We start from the raw sequence: 20,663 nt of genomic DNA, 5'->3' as shown, positions 1-20,663 counted from the left end.
ACGGCCGAAATGGCCCGACGGCGCCGCCCCCGTCGTACGCCGTAGGGTCTAGACCATGACGATCCACGCGCACGCCCTCCTGTTCGACAACGACGGCACCCTCGTCTCCTCCCTCGCCTCCGTCGAGCGCTGCTGGACAAGCTGGGCGCGGGAGTACGGCATCACCGCCGAGGAGTTCCGGCGCGTGGCGCTGCACGGGCGGCCCGCGGCTGAGATAGTCGCCGACCTGCTGCCCGCCCACCTCGTGCCGGAGGCGGTCGCCCGGGTCGAACAGCTGGAGGTGGAGGACGTACCCGACGGAGGTGTGCAGCTCCTGCCGGGTACCCGGGACTTCCTCGACTCGCTCCCCGCCGACCGCTGGGCCGTCGTCACCTCCGCCACCCGGCGGCTCGCCGAGGCCCGCCTCGACGCCGTCGGCATCGTGCCCAAGACGCTCGTCGCCGCCGACGACATCACCCGCGGCAAGCCCGACCCCGAGCCCTATCTGCTCGCCGCCCGGCAGCTCGGCGTGGACCCGGCCCACTGTGTCGTCTTCGAGGACGCCCCCGCCGGACTCCAGGCGGGCCGCGCGGCCGGCATGACCACCGTGGCGTTGGCCACAACCCACCGGGCCGAGGAGCTGGACGCCGACCTGGTGGTGAGGGACCTGTCGGCCCTGTCCGCACTGGTCACCGATGCCGGAGTGGAGATCTCCGTTCGCGACTGAGAACTGTCCACCGCTGTCCAGCATGCGGACAGTGGCGGCCGGTCAGTACCGTAGGTCTGGTTTACTGATCGCATGACCACGACGAGCTGCCGCACCCTTGCGACCGAGGCGACCCTGACGCCCGGTGCTCGTTGTATGTGTTCGCGCCGAATGTGCGCTTTCTAGAGGGCCCCCGCACCACCTGAGCCTCGCGCCCCGAAGCGAGAGCCGTGGCCTGTCCCACGCCGGATCCCCGGCCTGCGTGACTCACGCCGCCCCGCGCACACGTCGTTCTCCCCGGTTCACCTCCTCAGCGAGAACCGTGCCGCGTCCCTGAACGAATGCAACTGCACCCGTGCCCGGGCACACCCACGCCCGCGTACTCGACAGTGACGGAAACCCCTGTGATCACCACATCGGGCCTGACCAAGGTCTACCGCTCCCGCGGCCGCGAGATCACCGCCCTCGACGGCGTCGATCTCCACGTCCGCGAAGGCGAGGTCTACGGCGTCATCGGCCAGTCCGGCGCCGGAAAGTCCTCGCTCATCCGCTGCGTCAACCTGCTCGAACGTCCGACATCCGGGACGGTGAGCGTCGCCGGACAGGACCTCACCGCGCTCGCCGGCCGCGGCCCCCGCGCCGGCAAGGAGCTGCGCCGGGCACGCAGCCGCATCGGCATGGTCTTCCAGCACTTCAACCTGCTCTCCTCGCGGACCGTGCAGGACAACATCGAGCTGCCGCTGGAGATCCTCGGCACGTCGGGCAGGGAACGTTCCCGCAAGGCGCTCGAACTCCTCGACCTGGTCGGCCTCGCCGACAAGGCCAAGGCCTACCCCGCCCAGCTCTCCGGCGGCCAGAAGCAGCGTGTCGGCATCGCCCGCGCCCTCGCCGGCGACCCCAAGGTGCTGCTCTCCGACGAGGCCACCAGCGCCCTCGACCCGGAGACCACCCGCTCCATCCTCCAGCTGCTGCGCGACCTGAACCGGCAGCTGGGCCTGACCGTCCTGCTCATCACGCACGAGATGGACGTCGTGAAGTCCGTCTGCGACTCCGCCGCCCTCATGGAGAAGGGCAGGATCGTGGAGTCCGGCACGGTCAGCGAGCTGCTGGCCACCCCCGGCTCCGAGCTGGCCGCCGCCCTGTTCCCGGTGGGCGGCGAGGCCACGGGCGCCGACCGGACCGTCCTCGACGTCACCTTCCACGGCGAGGCCGCCACCCAGCCGGTCATCTCCCAGCTCTCGCGCACCTACAACATCGACATCTCGATCCTCGGCGCCGCCATCGACACCGTCGGCGGTCTCCAGATCGGCCGCATGCGCATCGAACTGCCCGGCCGCTACGAGGACAACGTGGTGCCCATCGGCTTCCTGCGCGAGCAGGGCCTGCAGATCGACGTCGTCGAGCACACGGCCCAGGAGCCCGTGCTGGTGAAGGAAGGTGCCAAGTGACCTGGACTGATTGGTCTGCGATGCAGCCGCTGCTGTCCCAGGCGTGTAGCGAGACGTTCGCCATGGTGGCCTGGTCCACCCTGATCGCCGTCGCCGCCGGCCTTCCGCTCGGCGTCCTCCTCGTCCTCACCGACCGGGGCGGCCTGCTGCAGAACGTCGTCGCCAACAAGGTGATCGGCCAGGTCGTGAACGTCGGCCGGTCGATGCCGTTCATCATCCTGATGGTCGCCCTGATGAGCTTCACCCGCTGGGTCACCGGGACGACGATCGGCACCACCGCCGCCATCGTTCCGCTCGCCATCGGCGGCATCCCCTTCTTCGCCCGCCTGGTCGAGACGGCTGTCCGCGAAGTGGACAACGGTCTCGTCGAGGCCGTACAGGCCATGGGCGGCAGCTCCTGGACGATCGTCCGCAAGGTCCTCGTCCCGGAGGCCCTGCCCTCGCTGATCGCCAGCACGACCACCACGATCATCGCCCTGATCGGCTACTCCGCCATGGCCGGCACGGTCGGCGGCGGCGGCCTCGGCGACCTCGCCGTCCGCTACGGCTACCAGCGCTTCGAGACCGAGCTGATGTGGATCACCGTCGCGATCCTCGCCGTCGTCATCTCGCTCATCCAGTTCGCCGGCGACTACGCGGCCCGCTCCCTGCACCACCGCGGCGCCCGCTCCGGCCCCGCTCCGAAGCTGCGCCTGCTGAAGACCGAGGAGCCCGAGGCCGCCGACATCGCCAAGGCCGCCTGAACGCCGCTCAGCCCTGGGCGCCCCCCAAAGACTCCCCGTACACCCATCACGGGGTCGCACCACCCTTAAGGAAAGGCACTTTTCGTGCGTAACACCGCCAAGCTCACCACCGCCGTCCTCGCCGCCGGAGCCCTCACCTTCGGGCTCACCGCCTGCGGCTCCGGCAACGACTCCGCCGGCTCCGCCGACTACAGCGGCCCGCTGGTCGTCGCCGCGAGCCCGACCCCGCACGCCGAGATCCTGAACTTCGTCAAGCAGAACCTGGCGAAGAAGGCGGGCCTCGACCTCGAGGTCAAGGAGTTCAGCGACTACATCACGCCGAACACGGCGACCGAGGACGGCTCGGTCGGGGCCAACTACTTCCAGAACCAGCCGTACCTGGACGACTTCAACAAGAAGCGCGGCACCCACATCGTGCCCGTCGTCACGGTGCACCTGGAGCCGCTCGGCCTCTACTCCCACAAGGTGAAGAGCGCCGACGTCCTCAAGAGCGGTGCGACCCTCGCCGTCCCGAACGACGCCGTCAACGAGGCCCGCGCGCTGAAGCTGCTCGCCGCGGGCGGGCTCATCACGCTCAAGGACGGCGTCGGCGCCGAGGCCACCCCGCAGGACATCGCCAAGAACCCCAAGAACCTCAAGTTCAAGGAGGTCGACGCGGCCCAGACCCCGCGCTCCCTGGACGACGTGGACGCCGCTGTCATCAACGTCAACTACGCGCTCGACGCGGGCCTCAAGCCCGCGAAGGACGCCCTCGTCCTGGAGCCCGCGAAGAACAACCCGTACGGCAACTTCCTCGCGGTCAAGAAGGGCAACGAGAAGGACCCGCGGGTGAAGAAGCTTGCCAAGCTCCTCACTTCGCCCGAGGTGAAGAAGTTCATCGAGGACAAGTTCCAGGGCTCGGTCATCCCGTCCTTCTGAACCTGACGGCTCGTCCGACAGCACGTATACGGCGTATCACCACGCACGGGGTCCAGTCCCTCACCCGGGGTGGGCCCCCTCGTGTCGTTCAGTGGTTTCATGCTGCATGCTGGGCAGTTCAGCAGGCACCGAAGGTTTGTCAACGGTTACGGAGCGGCGCATGACTGGCACCTTTCCCAACGTCTCCATCAGCACGGAGCGGTTGGTCCTGCGCCCCTTCGAGGACTCGGACATCGAGGCGTTCGCCGAGATGATGAACGACGAACTCGTCACCGCCTGGACCTCCGTGCCCCACCCCTACACCGAGGCCGACGCACGGCAGTGGATCACCGAGTCCGCTCCCTCCGAGCGGACGGAGGGCCGCGGCATCGTCTTCGCGATCGACGAGTTCCTCACCCAGCGTCTCGTCGGCGTCGTGCATCTGCAGAACACGAACTGGCGCGTCCGATCCAGTGAGATCGCCTATGTCGTCGCTCCCTGGGCCCGGGGTGAGGGCTACGCCTCCGAGGCGGCCCTCGCCACCGCCCAGTGGCTCTTCCACGACCAGCAGTTCGAGCGGCTGGAACTGCGCACCGCCGCCGACAACACCGCCTCCCAGCAGGTGGCCCAGAAGATCGGCTGTATCAGCGAGGGTGTGCTCCGCAACGCCTGGATAGCGCGCACCAGAGCCGGGGACGGGACGTGGACCGACACACGCACGGACGTCATCGTCTGGAGCCTGCTGCCAGAAGACCTCGCCGGTGTCAGTGAGCAGCTGGCCGACATGGGTGGCTTCACCTCGTACTCGGACTGGAACTGAGCCTCCCGCAGTAAACGTTTCCTGATTCCACCAGGTACCCTCACAAGGCCCGCCAGGGCCCTCAAGACCTGCGCAAACCCTCTGGAGACTGACGACGATGGCCGACCGGGTCACGGTGATCGGCTGGGACGGCTCGCCGCTGACCGCCACGGCACGCGCCGCCCTCGGCGCCGCCACGCTCGTGGCCGGCGCGGCCCACCACCTGGCGCTCCCCGAGGTCCCGCCCACCGCCGAGCGCATCCGCCTCGGCAGCCTCGCGCTGGCCGCCCGACGTATCGCCGCCCACCGCGGCACGGCGGTCGTGCTCGCCGACGGCGACCCCGGCTTCTTCGGCGTCGTACGGGCCCTGCACGCGCCGGAGTTCGGCCTGGAGGTCGAGGTCGTGCCCGCCGTCTCCTCGGTGGCCGCCGCCTTCGCCCGCGCCGGCATGCCCTGGGACGACGCCCAGGTGGTCGTCGCCCACCGGCGCACCCTGCGCCGCGCCGTGAACGTGTGCCGTGCCCACACCAAGGTCGCCGTCCTCACCTCACCGGGCGCCGGCCCCGCCGAACTGGGTCTGCTCATGGACGGGATCCACCGGACCTTCGTCATCTGCGAGGAACTGGGCACCGAACGCGAGCAGGTCTCCGTCGTCACTTCCGACAAGGCCCCCGACCACACCTGGCGCGACCCGAACGTCGTCATCGTCATCGGTGGCCCGGTCGGCGCCGCCGAGGGCGGCGGCTGGATCGCCGGACGCGACCCGGGTGCCGGACCGCGCGGCTGGGTGCAGCCGGACGAGGAATACGCGGCGCACGGGGCGTACGGCGCGCCCGGCGGCGGCCTCGGTGAAGGGGAGACCCAGCTGCTCCGGGCCGCCCAACTCGCCCGTCTCGGCCCCCGGGTCGGCGACCTCGTCTGGGACATCGGCTGCGGCAGCGGCGCCTTCGCCACCGAGGCCGCGCGCGCCGGAGCCGCCGTCATCGCCGTCGACCGGCTGTCCGACGCCTGCGCCCGGACCGAGGCGGCCGCCCGCCGCTTCGGCGTCCAGCTCCAGGTGGTGCAGGGCACCGCCCCTCACGTTCTGGAAAACCTGCCCGAACCGGACGTCGTACGGGTCGGCGGCGGGGGAGCGGCCGTGGTCTCCGCGGTCGCCGACCGCCGCCCGCAGCGCATCGTGACCCACGCCGCGACCCGCGACGAGGCCGAACTCGTCGGCCGCGGCCTGACCGAACACGGATACCAGGTCGAGTGCGCCCTGCTGCAGTCCGTCGAACTCGACACCAGGGCCTGGACGGAGACCGAGCGGAACGTTGTGTTCCTGCTCAGCGGAGTTGTCCCGGATCGCGCCCCCTGATCCTGTTGTCGTACTGCGCGCGGTAGGCTGGCCGATCGTTGTACCGCATCGGTGGCCCGGAACTTCGTTCGCCAATGTCCGGAAAGCGTGCCCGTTTTGGGGTGGGTGTGGTACGGCAGAACCTGAGGACGCGCAACGTGGCGCAGTCCACAGCGGGCTGTCGCGGATCATGCTGTCGCGACGGCTGAACGGCCGGGACAATGCCACTGAATGGCTTTGTCGCCTTTTTTGGGTGGGTCGTTCGTGCCGCTGGGCACGCACGCTCGTTCTTCACTACGGGGCGGTCGGTGCGCCGTTCCGGGTGAGCTGGTCGTAGAAGCACTAACCGATGGGCGAGGGGTACGCATGACCGACACCGGCCAGGTCCCGGGCGAGGGACAGCCGGAGAGCGCAGGCATGGTGGAACAGCCGGGCGCCCCCGCGCACGGCGTGTACACCTACCTCTCCGAGGCACCCGCCGAGGACGAAGACCTGCTGCTGCCGGGAGCCCAGGGCGCATGGGGCAACGAGGTGCAGCCCCCCGCCCCGGAACCGGTCGTCGAGGCCGTCCACCAGCCGGGCCCGCACGAGACGGCCGGCCGGGACAGCGGCTCCGTCGACCTCAGCGGCGTCCGGCTGCCGAATCCGACGCCGGCGTCCGTGCCGCCGTCGCCCATCCTCTCGGCCCCGCACGACGCGGCGGCCGCGCAGCAGCAGGCGCGCCGGCCGCTGCATCTCGGTCCGCCGATCCCCAACACCACCGCCAGCCCGGTCCGCTCCCTCGCCGACCGCGGGCCCGCCGGCGCGCCGGTACGGCAGCCGGGACCGGCCACGACCGGACCCGAGTACCTCGACACCCAGCCGCTGGGCGACATGGCGCCGCAGAACGCGGCTCCCTGGGGCGCCGCGCCGGTCGCCGTGGCCCAGGTCGGCACGGAGGCCCCGGCCGCCGGAACGGCTGGTCCGGCCGCGGCCCCCGAGGCCGTCGCCGACGTGCCCGACGCCGCCCAGGCCACGATGACCCGCCTGGCCACGCAGGCGGTCGCGCAGGTGCCCGGCGAGGCGGTCCAGGCGCAGGCCGTGCACGGTCATGACGGGGTGCAGCCGGTACACGGTCACGACGGTGTGTACGTCCCCCAGGGGGATCTGGACCTGGGCCAGGGGCCCGAGGACGCCGCCGCAGCGGTTGATGCTGCTGCCGGCGGGGCCGCTGACGGCGGGGTCGTCCCCGCGTCCGAGGCCGAGGTCGCCGAGGCGGTTCATGCCGCGGAGACCGGCCAAGTGGCTCCCGCGGGTGACGTGGTGGAGCAGGGTGCTCCGGTTCAGCAGGCGCAGGGCGAGGCCGTACCGGTCCAGGCGCCGGAGGCCGCGCCAGTCACGCCGGTCGCGGAGGCCGCGCCAATGGCGGTGGTCGCGGAGCCCGTCCAGGTTTCCGAGCCCATCCAGCAGCCGGAGCCCGTTCAGCCGGTCGAGGTCGCACCCATCGCCGACGCCGTACAGGCAGAGGTCCCCGCGCCGGTGGACGCGCCGGCCGAGGCTGTCGTCGCCGCTCCGGTGCAGGCTGTGGCCGAGGAAGCCGACACCGCCGTCGCTCAGGGCGTCACCGAAGCCGCCCCGGTCGCTCCGGCCCAGCCCGACCCGCACGCCGCCGGCCCCGTCGAGGCCCAGCCCGCCGCTGTCCCCGACCCCGCCGCCCCCGCTGCCGCCCAGGTCCCGCCCGCCGCCGAGCCGGCGCAGGCGCCCGAGCCCGTGGCCGCCGCCGAGCAGGTACCGACGCCGGAGCCTGTGGCCGCCGCCGAGCAGGTACCGACGCCGGTGCCGGCGAACGCAGCCGAACCGGTCGAGTCCCCGGAGCCCCTCGCCCCGGCGCAGGACGTCGTACAGGTACCGCTTCCGGAGGCCGTGCCCGAGGCGTCCGAGCCCGCCCTCCTGCAGGCCCAGGGCCCGCAGCTCGCGGGTCCCGTCCCGCAGGACGGCGATGCAGCGACCGCCCCGCAGCAGCCACAGCCCCAGGCGCCGGACGCCGCCGAGCAGGCAGTGGTGGCACCGGCCCCGGACAACGGCTTCGCCGCACCCGCCGGCCCGCAGCTCCAGCCCGCCGAGGCCGCTCCGGTGGCGCCCGAGGCCGAGGCCGTGCCGCCGTCCGCGCCGGCCGTCGGGCCGGACCCGGCCGCCGAGGCCGCGCAGTCCACCCCCGCACGCGCCACCGAGCCGCTGCCCTCCAGCGTTCCGCTGCAGCCGCACCCCGAGCAGCCGCTCGGGCAGTTCGTGCCCGTCGAGGGCCAGGTGCCGACCACCCCGCACCTGGCGCCGACCCCGCCGCACCCCCTCGTCCTGCCCGCCCAGGAGCAGCAGGAGCCCGTCGCCACGGTGCCCGCGCCGCGCGAGGCCGAGCCCGCCGCCGGACCGGACACCTCGGACGCCGAGCACGCCCCCGACGTCGTACAGCACGCGGAGGACCTGGCGACCAGGGCCGCCGACCAGGAAGAGAGCACGGCCGCAGTGGAAGAGGCAGGACAGTCCACCGGACCGGCCGCTCCGGCCTACGACGACGCCGAGCGCGAGGCCGTCCTGAAGGTGATGCGCGAGCGGCGCGACATCCGCAACGGCTTCCGCAGCGACCCGATCCCGCACGAGGTGCTGCTGCGCGTCCTGGAGGCCGCCCACACGGCGCCCTCCGTGGGCCACTCGCAGCCCTGGGACTTCGTCGTCATCCGGTCCGCCGACACCCGCCGCACCATGCACGAACTGGCCATGCGTCAGCGCGAGGCGTACGCCAAGTCGCTGCCCAAGGGCCGGGCCAAGCAGTTCAAGGAACTGAAGATCGAGGCCATCCTCGACACCCCGGTGAACATCGTCGTCACCGCGGACCCGACCCGCGGCGGCCGCCACACCCTGGGCCGGCACACCCAGCCCCAGATGGCGCCGTACTCCGCGGCGCTCGCCGTCGAGAACCTGTGGCTCGCCGCCCGTGCCGAGGGCCTCGGCGTCGGCTGGGTCAGCTTCTTCGACGAGCGCGAGATGGTCCGTGCCCTCGGCCTGCCCGAGCACCTGGAGGTCATCGCCTACCTGTGCGTCGGGTACGTCGACGAGTTCCCGGACGAGCCCGAGCTGATGCAGGCCGGCTGGTCCAAGCGGCGCCCGCTGTCCTGGGTGGTGCACGAGGAGACGTACGGCCGCCGCGCCCTGCCCGGAGAGGAACCCCACGACCTGCTTGCCGAGACCGTCGCACAGATCCGCCCGCTGGACGCCAAGGCGCTCGGCGAGGCCTGGGAGCGCCAGAAGCGCATGACCAAGCCGGCCGGCGCGCTCGGCATGCTGGAGATCATCTCCGCACAGCTGTCGGGCCTGTCCCGGCAGTGCCCGCCGCCGATCCCGGAGCCCGCAGCCGTCGCCATCTTCGCCGGTGACCACGGGGTCCACGCCCAGGGCGTCACCCCCTGGCCGCAGGAGGTCACCGCCCAGATGGTGGCCAACTTCCTGGGCGGCGGAGCGGTCTGCAACGCCTTCGCCAACCAGGTCGGCGCCGAGGTGTGCGTCGTGGACGTCGGTGTCGCCGCCGACCTGCCGGCCACGCCGGGTCTGCTGCCCCGCAAGATCCGCGGCGGCACGTCCGACATGACCACCGGCCCCGCGATGACCCGCGAGGAGGCCAAGGCGGCCATCGAGGTGGGCATCGAGACCGCCCGTGACCTGGTGGCGGCGGGCAACAAGGCGCTGCTCACCGGTGAGATGGGCATCGCCAACACGACGGCGTCCGCCGCGCTCATCTCCGTCTTCACGGGCGCCGACCCGGCGGAGGTCACCGGCCGGGGCACGGGCATCAACGACGAGACCCTGGCCCGCAAGACCGAGGTCGTCCGCCGCGCGCTCGAAGTCCACCAGCCGGACCCGGCCGACCCCATCGGCGTCCTCGCGGCGATCGGCGGCTTCGAACACGCGGCGATGGTCGGCCTGCTCCTGGGCGGATCCTCCCTCCGTACCCCGGTGATCCTGGACGGCGTCAGCGCCGGCGCAGCGGCTCTGGTCGCCCGCGCGATCGCCCCCGAGGTCCTTGCGGCCTGCATCGCCGGCCACCGCAGCGCCGAGCCCGGCCACGTCGCCGCCCTCAACAAGCTGGGCCTGCGCCCCCTGGTCGACCTCGACCTCCGCCTCGGCGAGGGCACAGGCGCCCTCCTGGCCCTGCCGCTGGTACAGAGCACGGCCAGGGCGATGCACGAGGTGGCGACCTTCGATTCGGCGGGAGTCACCGAGAAGTAGGGGCGGCTTCCGGCCGACGGTTGGTCAGGCGTGGTCCGTGGGCAGTCGTTCCGCAGGGCGGAACGGGTGGGCACGGACCACGCAGCCGCACCCGGCCACCCTGCTCAGCCACCGGACACCTGAGCCGCCCTTCCTGCCGCCAACGTAAAATCCGCACGTCAGGGCCACCGCAAAGCCGCAGAGGCCTCGCACTGCACAGCCCCAGGAGGAGCCGCCCCTCATGGCCGAACACCCCGCCTACCCCGTAGGCCTCCGCCTCTCCGGCCGCCGCGTGGTCGTCCTCGGCGGCGGCCAGGTCGCCCAGCGCCGCCTCCCCGCACTGATCGCGGCAGGAGCCGACATCCTCCTCGTGTCCCCCGAGGCGACCCCCTCCGTGGAGGCGATGGCGGACGCGGGCGAGATCACCTGGGAGCGGCGCCCCTACACGGACGGCGACCTCGCGGCCGCCTGGTACGCCCTCATCGCCACCAGCGACCCCGAGGCCAACGCCCAGGCCTCCGCCGAAGCGGAGCGCCACCGCGTCTGGTGCGTCCGCTCCGACGACGCCGACCAGGCGACGGCCTGGACCCCGGCGACCGGCCACAGCGAAGGCGTCACCGTCGCCGTCCTCACCACGGACGCCAAGGGCCGCGACCCCCGCCACACCGCCGCCATCCGCGACGCGGTCGTCGAGGGCCTGCGCGACGGCACCCTCGTCGCCCCGCACCATCGCACCCGTACGCCCGGCGTGGCCCTGGTCGGCGGCGGCCCCGGCGACCCGGACCTCATCACCGTCCGCGGCCGCCGTCTGCTCGCCGAGGCCGACGTCGTCATCGCGGACCGGCTCGGCCCGCGCGACCTGCTCGCCGAACTCCCGCCGCACGTAGAGGTCATCGACGCCGCGAAGATCCCGTACGGCCGGTACATGGCCCAGGAGGCCATCAACAACGCGCTGATCGAGCACGCCCGGCAGGGCAAGTCCGTGGTACGGCTCAAGGGCGGCGACCCGTTCGTCTTCGGGCGGGGCATGGAGGAGGTCCAGGCGCTCGCCGAGGTCGGCATCCCGTGCACGGTCGTGCCGGGCATCTCCAGCTCGATCTCCGTCCCTGGCGCGGTCGGCATCCCGGTCACCCACCGTGGTGTCGCCCATGAGTTCACCGTGGTCAGCGGCCATGTCGCCCCCGACGACGAGCGCTCCCTGGTCGACTGGCCGGCGCTGGCCAGGCTGACCGGCACGCTGGTGATCCTGATGGGCGTCGACAAGATCGGGAAGATCGCCGAGACGCTCGTCGCGCACGGCAAGTCGCCCCAGACCCCCGTCGCCCTCGTCCAGGAGGGCACGACGGCCGCCCAGCGACGGGTGGACGCCACCCTCGCCACGGTCGCCGAGACCGTACGCACCGAGGACGTGAGGCCCCCGGCGGTCATCGTCATCGGCGAGGTCGTGAACGTCGGCCCGGAGCCGGTGGCTTGATCCCGCGTAACCCGGGGTAACACAACCCGTTCCCAGCCGTTGGCAGCACACCCAGGACAAGGCAGTATCACCCTGTGGCCGATCTCATCACCGTTGAGGATCCCGACGACCCGCGCCTGCGCGACTACACGGGCCTGACCGACGTCGAACTGCGCCGCAAGCGCGAGCCGGCCGAGGGCCTGTTCATCGCCGAGGGCGAGAAGGTCATCCGAAGGGCCAAGGAAGCCGGCTACGAGATGCGCTCCATGCTGCTCTCGGCCAAGTGGATCGACGTCATGCGCGACGTCATCGACGAACTCCCGGCCCCCGTGTACGCGGTCAGCCCGGAGCTGGCCGAGCAGGTCACCGGCTACCACGTGCACCGCGGCGCCCTCGCCTCCATGCAGCGCAAGCCGCTGCCGACGGCGGCGGAACTGCTCGGCTCCGCCCGCCGGGTGGTGGTCATGGAGTCGGTCAACGACCACACCAACATCGGCGCGATCTTCCGCTCGGCGGCCGCCCTCGGCATGGACGCGGTACTGCTGTCGCCCGACTGCGCGGACCCGCTGTACCGCCGTAGCGTCAAGGTCTCCATGGGCGCGGTGTTCTCCGTGCCGTACGCCCGCCTGGAGACCTGGCCCAAGGGTCTGGAGTCGGTGCGCGAGGCGGGCTTCACGCTCCTCGCGCTCACTCCGGACGAGAAGGCCAGGAGCCTGGACGAGGCCGCCCCGCACCGGATGGACCGGGTCGCGCTGATGCTCGGCGCCGAGGGCGACGGCCTGTCCACGCAGGCCCTGGTCGCCGCCGACGAATGGGTGCGCATCCCCATGTCCCACGGGGTCGACTCCCTCAACGTGGGAGCGGCGGCCGCGGTGGCCTTCTACGCGGTGGCCTCGGGACGGCCCGGGTCCTGAGCCGGTCCGGGAAGCTCAGTTCCCAGAGCCGGACCCGGACTCGAACGTCGACTGGTACCGCTGCGACATCAGCTTCCCGTCGTCCAGCGGCGTGAAGCTCGGCTGTACGTGCTGCTGCTGCCGCCGGCCGTCGCCACCGTCGTCGCCGAGCCCGCGGGCCGGGCCCTGACAGCCCTGCGCCACCGCGATACCGACCGCCACCAGCAGCGTCACCACCACGAACACGAACAGCCGCTGGCGCAGCAGCCGGGGATTGGCCGGGCGGCGGCCGGTCCCCGTCGCGCGGGGCACCGGACGCCCGGTACCGCTGCGCGGAGCGGGCCGGCTCCCGCTGCCCGAGCGCGTGCCGCCAGAGCGGGGCGCCGGAGTGGGACGGGCCGTGCCCGGCCGGGAGGCGACGCCACCGCCGCGCGAGGCGCTGCCGCCCCGCGAGGGGGTACCGCCCCGGGCGGGCGTGCCGCCGCGCGGCACCGGGGTGCCGGGGGCGGTGCGCCGCTGGGCACGCTGCGGCTCGCGGTGGGTGTCGTAGGTGTCCACGAGCCGTCCGGTGGGCCGGTCCGCCTCCCCGGCGCGCGGCGCGGGCGGCCGTGCGTCGGCCAGGCCCTGCGCCTCGCGGGCGGCGATCTCCTTGAGCCGCAGCGACAGTTGGAGGGTGCTGGGCCGGTCGTCGGGGTCCTTGGCCAGACAGGCCCGCACCAGCGGGGCGAGGGCGTCCGGAACGCCGTACAGATGCGGCTCCTCGTGCACCACGCGGTACAGCATCACCTCGGAACTGCCCTGCCCGAAGGGGGAGTCGCCGGTCGAGGCGTAGGCCAGGGTCGCGCCGAGGGAGAAGACGTCCGTGGCCGGGGTGACGGCCGCGCCGCGCACCTGCTCGGGAGCGAGGAAGCCGGGGGAGCCGACGGCGGTGCCGACGTGGGTGAGCGTGGAGGCGCCGGTGGCCCAGGCGATGCCGAAGTCGATGATCCGCGGCCCCTTGGGGGACAGCAGGATGTTGGAGGGCTTCAGGTCCCGGTGGACGACCCCGGCCTCGTGTACGGCGACGAGTCCCTCGGACAGGGCCGCGCCGACCGCCGCAGCCTCGGCCACGCCGAGCGGGCCCTCGTCGGCGACCTTGTCGTGCAGGGAGGGCCCGGGCACGTACTGCGTCGCGAACCACGGCCGGTCGGCCTCCAGGTCCGCCGCCACCAGCCGTGCGGTGCAGCCGCCCCGGATGCGCCGGGCCGCCGAGACCTCACGGGCGAACCGCGAGCGGAACTCCTGATCCTCCGCCAGATCGGGCCGGATGACCTTCAGTGCGACCCGCTGACCCTTCTTGTCGGAGCCGAGGTAGACCACGCCCATTCCGCCCGCGCCGAGCCGTCGGTGAAGCCTGAACGAGCCGACGACGCGCGGGTCCTCGCGCCTCAGGCGCATCATCGCCATGTTCATCCCCGCTGCCCGGTCCCTGTGACGTGGCACAGCTTACGTTTCCACAGCCGCCTGCGCGCAGAGGCCGCGCCCTCTGGGGCGGATGGATTGTGCGCGACGGGAGCGCGAGGTGAAACACGGTCAGGAAGCCGCTCTCTGCGGTGCCTTTGGGACACTTGTGACTTCAACATGCGGACGTGGCAGGGAGGTTGGCCACGGCCGGAGTGACCATGGACGGGGAGAAGCGCCTACCGAAGGAACACAACGCTCTCCCTGTCACCCGTCACCTGGAACCGGCCACCGTGCGGACGCATCACACCCCCTCACCCCCCTCGAAGTGATCGAAGTCACTCACGCCATCCGTCGGATGGTCCGGAAATGACCGGACACGGCGGGCGACCCCTCCGGGAAGACCCCGAGACCCAGGACCCCGTCTCCACCCAGGGGAGTACTCCGCAGGTCATGGCTCATCCTCCGGGAGGCCCGCGATTCGGTACGAAGGCATGACGCCCGTCGGAGGCCGCGCGCCTAGATTTGAGGTCAAGCGGCGGGTGCAGCACTCGTCCCCCGAGGTCAGGCACCCGCCGCTGCCAACGACAACCGAGAACCGAGACGGTCAGGAGAGGGACCATGGCCCACCCGGCACCGCGACGCACGATGTTCGCCCCTCGCCGGACGGGTCGTCGCCACCCCTTGGTGGCGACACTCATGGCCCTTCCCCTGGCGGCCCTGCTCCTCCTCGTCTTCGACGGCTGGGAGACAGTGGCCACACAGGCGTCGTCCGTGGGTGCGATGCTGGGGCGCTGAGCGGCGACCCCAGGCCCGGAAGAGCGGTCCGGGCGGGGACATCGATCCATGAAACCCCGTGGGGACGGGGGTGCGACGGACGGCACAAATGCCGGCGCAGCTGGGGAGCTGCGCCGGCATTACGCCGTTTTGGACAGCCGCCTGCATGCCTGCGTAGCTGCGGGCAGTCGTGCCGCTGGGGCGATGGGGGTCCCCCCTGCCCGAGCGAAGTCGAGAGCTTGGGGGAGGGTGGGCGCAGCGGCACCCCGCAAGCGCGGGCAAGCGAAGCCCACCCCCGCCCAGCCGCAACACCGAGCACCCATGCAACTCCGCCCCCGCCCAACCGCAGAGCACCACCGCACCCCGCGTACGCTCACCACGGACACCCCACCCACCGAGGCCTACGTGAACCTTCTCGCCGCTCTCACCGCAAAACTCACAACCACCGCCCACCCCCAAACCGGCGGAGCCACCTGCGCCTGCGGCACCACCCCCCTCGCCGACCGCCCCGACGCCACCGTCGTCCGTCACGCCGACACCGTCGCGAAGGCCCACGCCCCGGACACCGACCCCGCCGAGCTGACCCTCCGCCTCGCCGCGGCGGCCCGGCTCCCGGACGTCCTCCTCGCCCCGCTCACCACCACCCCGGTCACCCTCCACAACCGCCTGGTGACCTTCTGGCCGTACGGCGCCCCCGTGGACCCGGACGACCCGGCCGCCGCCCCCTGGGAAGCCGCCGCCACACTCCTCGCCCGGCTGCACCGGACGCCCCCTCCCGCCCCCCTTCCCGCGATGCGCGGCCCCGCCAAGGCCGCCCAGGCCATCCACCGCCTGCGTACGGTCGTGAGCACTGTGCCCCATCCAGGCGCACCCCCCGTCCTGCGGGCCTGGCAGGCCCTCCCGGCCTGGGCCCGCGCCGAGGCCCCCATGCCCGGCACCCCGGCCCTCTGCCACGGCGACCTCCACCTCGGTCAGCTGGTCCGCCGTCCCGCACCCGACGGCCCCTGGCTCCTGATCGACGTGGACGACCTCGGCGTCGGCGTCCCCGCGTGGGACCTCGCCCGCCCCGCCTCCTGGTACGCCTGCGGACTCCTCCCGCCCGACGAGTGGACCCGCTTCCTGACCGCCTACCGCGAGGCCGGCGGCCCCGCCGTACCCGCCGACGGCGACCCCTGGCCCGCCCTGGACGTCCCGGCCCGCGCCCTGACCGTGCAGACCGCGGCCCGCGCGCTCATCAAGGCGCTCGCGGCGGAGCGCCCGCTGGACGAGGTGGAGCAGGCCCTGGTGGACGCCTGTGCCCGAATGAGTTCCATCCCCCACCAGTTGACGCACGGATTCCGGGCGTAGGGTGCAACCGACCAGGGCCGGACGGAGTCTGTCCTGGGGAAACACGAAGCAGGACCAACCGGCGAGGAGTTGAGCCGACCATGCAGTGTCCGAAGTGCCATGCGCCGATGCACACCTACAACCGCAACGGCGTCCAGATCGAGCAGTGCAGCGGCTGTCGCGGCATCTTCCTCGACTACGGCGAGCTGGAGGCCCTGACCCAGCTGGAGGCCCAGTGGGCCAAGCCCGTCCCGCCGGCCGCCCCGCAGGCGTACCCGGCCGCGCCCGCGCCGGCCTGGGGTGCCCCGCACGGCGGCCACCACGGTCACCACGGCCATCACGGTCACCAGAAGAGCTGGGCGCACATGCTGTTCTCCAGCTGAGCGCACGAAGAAGCCCCCGGTCGCGAGACCGGGGGCTTCCTGGTGTGTGGACGATACTGGGATTGAACCAGTGACCTCTTCCGTGTCAGGGAAGCGCTCTCCCGCTGAGCTAATCGTCCGCAGGCTGTGACGTGGGAGTCACAGTCAGTGCGCGATACTGGGATTGAACCAGTGACCTCTTCCGTGTCAGGGAAGCGCTCTCCCGCTGAGCTAATCGCGCGGGTTCGGATCTTCGAGAAGATCCAGTGGACGATACTGGGATTGAACCAGTGACCTCTTCCGTGTCAGGGAAGCGCTCTCCCGCTGAGCTAATCGTCCTTGGAGGTGGAGACGGGATTTGAACCCGTGTAGACGGCTTTGCAGGCCGTTGCCTCGCCTCTCGGCCACTCCACCAGGAGTGTAGGGGATCGGGAAGACCCCTTCTTCCTTCGAGCGGACGACGAGGCTCGAACTCGCGACCTCAACCTTGGCAAGGTTGCGCTCTACCAACTGAGCTACGTCCGCTTGTCGTTTCGGTCCGCTCTCGCGTCCCGGCGACGTGTTGAACTCTAGCGGATTCCCGGGCCAGTACAAAAACGCGTTTGCGCAGCGTGCTGCGCTGCACTCCGCGGAGCGGGTGGTCAGTGCCCCCGAGGGGACATGCCCGGGCCACCTTTCGGCCACCCGCCCTAGACTCGACCACGTGCTCGACCTTCCTTCCGGCCTCCCTCCTCTCGCCCGCTTCGGCGCCCGCCTCGCCACCGGCCTCCTCGACGTCACCGACGATCCCGCTGCCCTGGACTCCACCGGCTTCTGGGCCGTGTGCGCCGACTTCGAGGGCCGGCTGACCTGCGCCCGCTTCGCGCACGTACGGGAGGAGCCGGTGCCCGCCCCGGTGCCCGGCGGCTGGCACGGCCCGGCGGTGTCGGACTGGACCACCTCCCTGGACCGGGCCGCCTACACCGCGGGCGTCGGCCGGATCCGTGAGTACATCGCGGCCGGCGAGGTCTACCAGGCCAACCTCTGCCGGGTGCTCAGCGCGCCCGTCGCCCCCGACGCCGACGTGGACGCCCTGACCGCCCTGCTGGCCCGCGGCAACCCGGCGCCGTACGCGGGCACGATCCGGCTGCCGGAGCACGGCGTGGAGATCGCCACCGCCTCGCCCGAGCTGTTCCTGCGCCGGGACGGCCGTACCGTCGAGTCGGGACCCATCAAGGGCACCGGGCGGACCGAGGCGGACCTCCTGGAGAAGGACTACGCCGAGAACGTGATGATCGTGGACCTGGTCCGCAACGACATCGGGCGCGTCTGCGCCACCGGCAGCGTGACCGTCCCCGACCTGTGCGCCGTGGAGAAGCACCCCGGCCTGGTCCACCTCGTCTCCACCGTCCGCGGCGAGCTGCGCGACGGCGCCGGCTGGCCCGACCTGCTCACCGCGGCCTTCCCGCCCGGCTCGGTCACCGGCGCCCCGAAGTCGAGCGCGCTGCGGATCATCGAGGCGCTGGAGACGGCACCCCGCGGCCCGTACTGCGGCGGCATCGGCTGGGTCGACGCCGACCGGGGTGCCGGCGAGCTGGCCGTGGGCATCCGGACGTTCTGGATCGACCGGTCCTCCGAGGGCGCGGCGATGCTCCGCTTCGGCACCGGCGCCGGCATCACCTGGGGATCCGATCCCGAGGGGGAGTGGCGCGAGACCGAACTGAAGGCGTCCCGGCTGCTCGCGGTAGCGTCGGGGACGTACGAGGTGAGCGGAGGGGCTCTGTCATGAAGATCTGGCTGGACGGCGTGCTGCAGGACCTGGAGTCGGCCCGGGTCTCCGTCTTCGACCACGGGCTGACCGTCGGCGACGGCATCTTCGAGACGGTGAAGGCGGTGGACGGGCAGCCCTTCGCGCTCACCCGCCATCTCGACCGGCTGACCCGCTCGGCCCGCGGCCTGGGCCTGCCCGACCCCGACCACGCCGAGGTCCGCCGCGCCTGCGCGGCCGTCCTGGAGGCCAACCCGATGCCGCTGGGCCGGCTGCGCATCACCTACACCGGCGGCCACGGCCCCCTCGGCTCCGACCGCGGCGAGCACGGCCCGACCCTGGTGGTCGCGCTCGGCGAGACCACGCGCCGCCCCGACTCCACCGCCGTGATCACCGTCCCCTGGACCCGCAACGAGCGCGGCGCCCTCACCGGCCTGAAGACCACCTCGTACGCCGAGAACGTCGTCGCCCTCGCTCGTGCCCACCAACACGGCGCCTCCGAGGCTCTGTTCGGCAACACGGTCGGACAGCTCTGCGAGGGCACCGGGTCGAACGTCTTCGTGGTCCTGGACGGCGAGATCCACACCCCGCCGGTCGCCTCCGGCTGCCTGCCCGGCATCACCCGCGCCCTCGCCGTCGAGTGGACCGGCGCCAAGGAGACCGACCTGCCGCTGGACGTGCTGGAACGGGCCGAGGAGGTCTTCCTCACGTCCACCCTCAGGGACGTCCAGGCCGTGCACCGCGTCGACGACCGGGAACTGCCCGGTGCGCCGGGCCCGGTGACGGCGAAGGCGATGCGGATCTTCGAGGACCGGGCCGGGGAGGACCTGGACCCCTGACAGAAGCCGGAAATTCGGCTGCCCCGGGGCTCCGGAGCGGGTAGAACACCCGTGATGACGACGACCCTGCGGCCGACCGAGCCGCTCCAGCACAACGCCGACGGGACGCGTTCGCGCCGCTACCAGGTGTGCGTGAACAGCCGCCCGGTCGGCTCGATACATCTCGGGACCTCAGCCGCCTTCGGCGACCGGATAGCCCGGATCCTGGACGTGCGCATCGACGAGCCGGACCGCCGTCGCGGCCGGGGCACGGTGGCCGTGCTCGCCGCCGAGGAGGTGGCGCGCAGCTGGGGCTGCCGGCAGATCGAGACAACCGTCGGCGGGGAGGCCGGGGAGGCCGGGGAGGCCGGGGAGGCCGGGGAGGCCGGGGAGGCCGGGGCCGCGCTGCGGCTCTTCGAGGCGCTCGGCTACGTCCACCGCAACCGCGGCATGGAGAAGCCGCTCGGCGAGGTCCCGCCCGAACTGCCCGCCGGCAGCCTGGAGCACCCCATGGGCGCCGCCGAGTTCGAGGCGTGGCTCGCGCACGAGTCGGAGGACTACGCACGCGTCTGGATCGAGCGGGGCGTGCCCGAGGCCGAGGCGTACGCCAAGTCGCGCCACGACCACGAGACCCTGCTGCCGCACGGGCTCGCCACCGAGGACATGCTGTTCAGCGTGCTCGAGCACGAGGGCGTGCGGGTGGGCACGCTGTGGGTGTCCCTGCAAGGCGGCAAGGCCTTCGTCTTCGACGTGGAGGCCGACGGTGCCCACCGCGGCCGAGGCCACGGCCGCACGCTCATGCTGCTGGCGGAGCGCCAGGCGATCGCCGCCGGCCGCCGCACCCTCGGCCTCAACGTCTTCGCCGGCAACACCCCGGCCGAGCGGCTGTACGAGTCGCTCGGCTACGAGACGACGCGGTACTCCCTGTACAAAAACCTTCTGTAGCGAAGTCCTCCTGTGCGGCCGATCAGGCGTGCGGCCAGGCCTGCGGTCAGGCCTCCGGCCCGGCCAGCAGCCGGTCCGCGATCTCCTCGATGCGCTCGCGCAGCCCCTCCTGGCTCTTGCCGCCGTCGAGGCGCTCGCCGCCGATGACATAGGTCGGCGTGCCGGTGACGCCGATCGCCTTGCCCTCGGCCTGGTCGGCGTCGACGATCAGGATGTGCCGCCCGTCGATCAGCGCGGTGTCGAACTCCTCGGCGTCCAGGCCCAGTTCACGGGCGACCTCGACCAGGAAGCTTTCTCCCGCACGGTCCAGCTCCTCGACGCGGCCGAGCACCGCCTCGACGTAGGCCCAGCCCTGCCCCTGCTCCAGCGCCTCCTCGGCGGCCTGGGCGGCGGCGAAGGCGTGCTTGTGCTTCTCCAGCGGGAAGTGCCGCAGCCGCAACTCCAGCCGGTCGCCGTACCGGGCACGCAGGGCGCGCAGGTCGTCCAGGGCGCTGCGGCAGTCGGGACACTGGAGTTCGCACCAGACGTCGAGGACGGGGGCTTCGGTGCGTGCGGGGGAGGAGTCGCTCATGCGCACCAGTCTTCCAGGCCGGACCCCGGGTACCGAATCGGACGGCACGCGGCCACCGGCACCTCGGGAGGAGGCGACCCGGAGATCTCCCTGATGTCGGGCCGGAGCATGGCATCGCGAGGACCGGGCGGTGCAGGATGGAAGGGACGAAGCGCACTCCGCGCCCCGTCGTGCCCCATCGAGC

16 protein-coding genes and 5 tRNA genes are annotated in these 20,663 nt (G+C 72.4%); 14 read left to right on the top strand and 7 right to left on the bottom strand.

The genetic code is table 11. From position 1 onward, the window contains the following. Positions 1-55: 55 nt before the first annotated feature. The 9 genes from ACFY3C_RS10380 (at position 56) to ACFY3C_RS10340 (ending at position 12,514) form a co-directional block, all read left to right on the top strand. Positions 56-706 carry an HAD family hydrolase gene (locus ACFY3C_RS10380; protein WP_386574802.1) on the top strand — a complete coding sequence of 217 codons (651 nt, stop codon included), beginning with the start codon at positions 56-58 and terminating at the stop codon, positions 704-706. Between the two features lie 383 nt (positions 707-1,089). Next, positions 1,090-2,133 (top strand): methionine ABC transporter ATP-binding protein, encoded by a 1,044-nt coding sequence (locus tag ACFY3C_RS10375; protein WP_390770464.1) that lies wholly within the window; start codon positions 1,090-1,092, stop codon positions 2,131-2,133. A gap of 20 nt (positions 2,134-2,153) precedes the next feature. Further along, the gene (locus ACFY3C_RS10370; RefSeq protein WP_386575016.1) at positions 2,154-2,876 is read left to right on the top strand and encodes a methionine ABC transporter permease; all 723 of its coding nucleotides are present in this window, start codon (positions 2,154-2,156) and stop codon (positions 2,874-2,876) included. Positions 2,877-2,960: 84 nt separating this feature from the next. Further along, entirely contained in the window at positions 2,961-3,794 is an 834-nt protein-coding gene (locus ACFY3C_RS10365) for a MetQ/NlpA family ABC transporter substrate-binding protein (protein ID WP_386574804.1), read from the top strand. A 160-nt stretch (positions 3,795-3,954) separates the two neighbouring features. Beyond that, entirely contained in the window at positions 3,955-4,593 is a 639-nt protein-coding gene (locus tag ACFY3C_RS10360) for a GNAT family N-acetyltransferase (protein ID WP_386574805.1), read from the top strand. Positions 4,594-4,690: 97 nt separating this feature from the next. Next, positions 4,691-5,929: a precorrin-6y C5,15-methyltransferase (decarboxylating) subunit CbiE gene (gene cbiE, locus ACFY3C_RS10355; protein ID WP_390770463.1), complete on the top strand. Its 1,239-nt coding sequence runs from the start codon at positions 4,691-4,693 to the stop codon at positions 5,927-5,929. Between the two features lie 345 nt (positions 5,930-6,274). Next, positions 6,275-10,168, top strand: coding sequence for a nicotinate-nucleotide--dimethylbenzimidazole phosphoribosyltransferase (gene cobT / locus ACFY3C_RS10350; RefSeq protein ID WP_390770462.1), 3,894 nt, complete (start codon positions 6,275-6,277; stop codon positions 10,166-10,168). A 220-nt stretch (positions 10,169-10,388) separates the two neighbouring features. Beyond that, positions 10,389-11,621, top strand: a complete 1,233-nt coding sequence (gene cobA / locus ACFY3C_RS10345) for a uroporphyrinogen-III C-methyltransferase (RefSeq protein WP_390770461.1) — start codon at positions 10,389-10,391, stop codon at positions 11,619-11,621. A gap of 74 nt (positions 11,622-11,695) precedes the next feature. Beyond that, a complete protein-coding gene (locus ACFY3C_RS10340) occupies positions 11,696-12,514 on the top strand; it encodes a TrmH family RNA methyltransferase (protein ID WP_386574809.1) in 819 nt (272 codons plus the stop codon). Positions 12,515-12,529: 15 nt separating this feature from the next. Here the strand turns inward: ACFY3C_RS10340 and ACFY3C_RS10335 are convergent, their stop codons facing one another. Further along, positions 12,530-13,945 (bottom strand): protein kinase, encoded by a 1,416-nt coding sequence (locus ACFY3C_RS10335; protein WP_390770460.1) that lies wholly within the window; start codon positions 13,943-13,945, stop codon positions 12,530-12,532. 1,086 nt (positions 13,946-15,031) lie between these two features. On the opposite strand from ACFY3C_RS10335, the gene ACFY3C_RS10330 reads away from it, so the two are divergent. Both ACFY3C_RS10330 and ACFY3C_RS10325 read left to right on the top strand, forming a co-directional pair. Further along, a complete protein-coding gene (locus tag ACFY3C_RS10330; RefSeq protein WP_390770459.1) occupies positions 15,032-16,057 on the top strand; it encodes a phosphotransferase family protein in 1,026 nt (341 codons plus the stop codon). 80 nt (positions 16,058-16,137) lie between these two features. After that, positions 16,138-16,419, top strand: a complete 282-nt coding sequence (locus tag ACFY3C_RS10325; protein ID WP_386574813.1) for a zf-TFIIB domain-containing protein — start codon at positions 16,138-16,140, stop codon at positions 16,417-16,419. 47 nt (positions 16,420-16,466) lie between these two features. Here the strand turns inward: ACFY3C_RS10325 and ACFY3C_RS10320 are convergent. From ACFY3C_RS10320 to ACFY3C_RS10300, 5 genes are all read right to left on the bottom strand, one after another. After that, positions 16,467-16,538 (bottom strand) — tRNA-Val (locus ACFY3C_RS10320). Between the two features lie 29 nt (positions 16,539-16,567). After that, positions 16,568-16,639, bottom strand: a tRNA-Val gene (locus ACFY3C_RS10315). 26 nt (positions 16,640-16,665) lie between these two features. Next, positions 16,666-16,737 (bottom strand) — tRNA-Val (locus tag ACFY3C_RS10310). A 1-nt stretch (position 16,738) separates the two neighbouring features. Further along, a tRNA-Cys gene (locus ACFY3C_RS10305) sits at positions 16,739-16,812 on the bottom strand. Positions 16,813-16,850: 38 nt separating this feature from the next. Beyond that, positions 16,851-16,923, bottom strand: a tRNA-Gly gene (locus tag ACFY3C_RS10300). A 178-nt stretch (positions 16,924-17,101) separates the two neighbouring features. On the opposite strand from ACFY3C_RS10300, the gene ACFY3C_RS10295 reads away from it, so the two are divergent. From ACFY3C_RS10295 to ACFY3C_RS10285, 3 genes are read left to right on the top strand one after another with little or no spacing between them, the layout of a single operon-like run. After that, positions 17,102-18,166: a chorismate-binding protein gene (locus tag ACFY3C_RS10295; RefSeq protein ID WP_386574814.1), complete on the top strand. Its 1,065-nt coding sequence runs from the start codon at positions 17,102-17,104 to the stop codon at positions 18,164-18,166. Further along, positions 18,163-18,984 carry an aminotransferase class IV gene (locus ACFY3C_RS10290; RefSeq protein ID WP_386574815.1) on the top strand — a complete coding sequence of 274 codons (822 nt, stop codon included), beginning with the start codon at positions 18,163-18,165 and terminating at the stop codon, positions 18,982-18,984. The genes ACFY3C_RS10295 and ACFY3C_RS10290 overlap by 4 nt, the downstream gene beginning before the upstream one ends. 54 nt (positions 18,985-19,038) lie before the next feature. Next, complete coding sequence (locus ACFY3C_RS10285; RefSeq protein WP_390770458.1) at positions 19,039-19,908, top strand: GNAT family N-acetyltransferase; 870 nt, start codon at positions 19,039-19,041, stop codon at positions 19,906-19,908. Between the two features lie 46 nt (positions 19,909-19,954). Here ACFY3C_RS10285 and ACFY3C_RS10280 read toward each other — a convergent pair whose 3' ends face one another. Further along, positions 19,955-20,479 carry a DsbA family protein gene (locus tag ACFY3C_RS10280; protein WP_386574817.1) on the bottom strand — a complete coding sequence of 175 codons (525 nt, stop codon included), beginning with the start codon at positions 20,477-20,479 and terminating at the stop codon, positions 19,955-19,957. Between the last annotated feature and the right edge of the window lie 184 nt (positions 20,480-20,663).

It is taken from the genome of Streptomyces sp. NPDC001410 (assembly GCF_042895235.1).
Taxonomy (GTDB): domain Bacteria; phylum Actinomycetota; class Actinomycetes; order Streptomycetales; family Streptomycetaceae; genus Streptomyces.
This window is presented reverse-complemented; position numbering and strand designations above follow the sequence as displayed.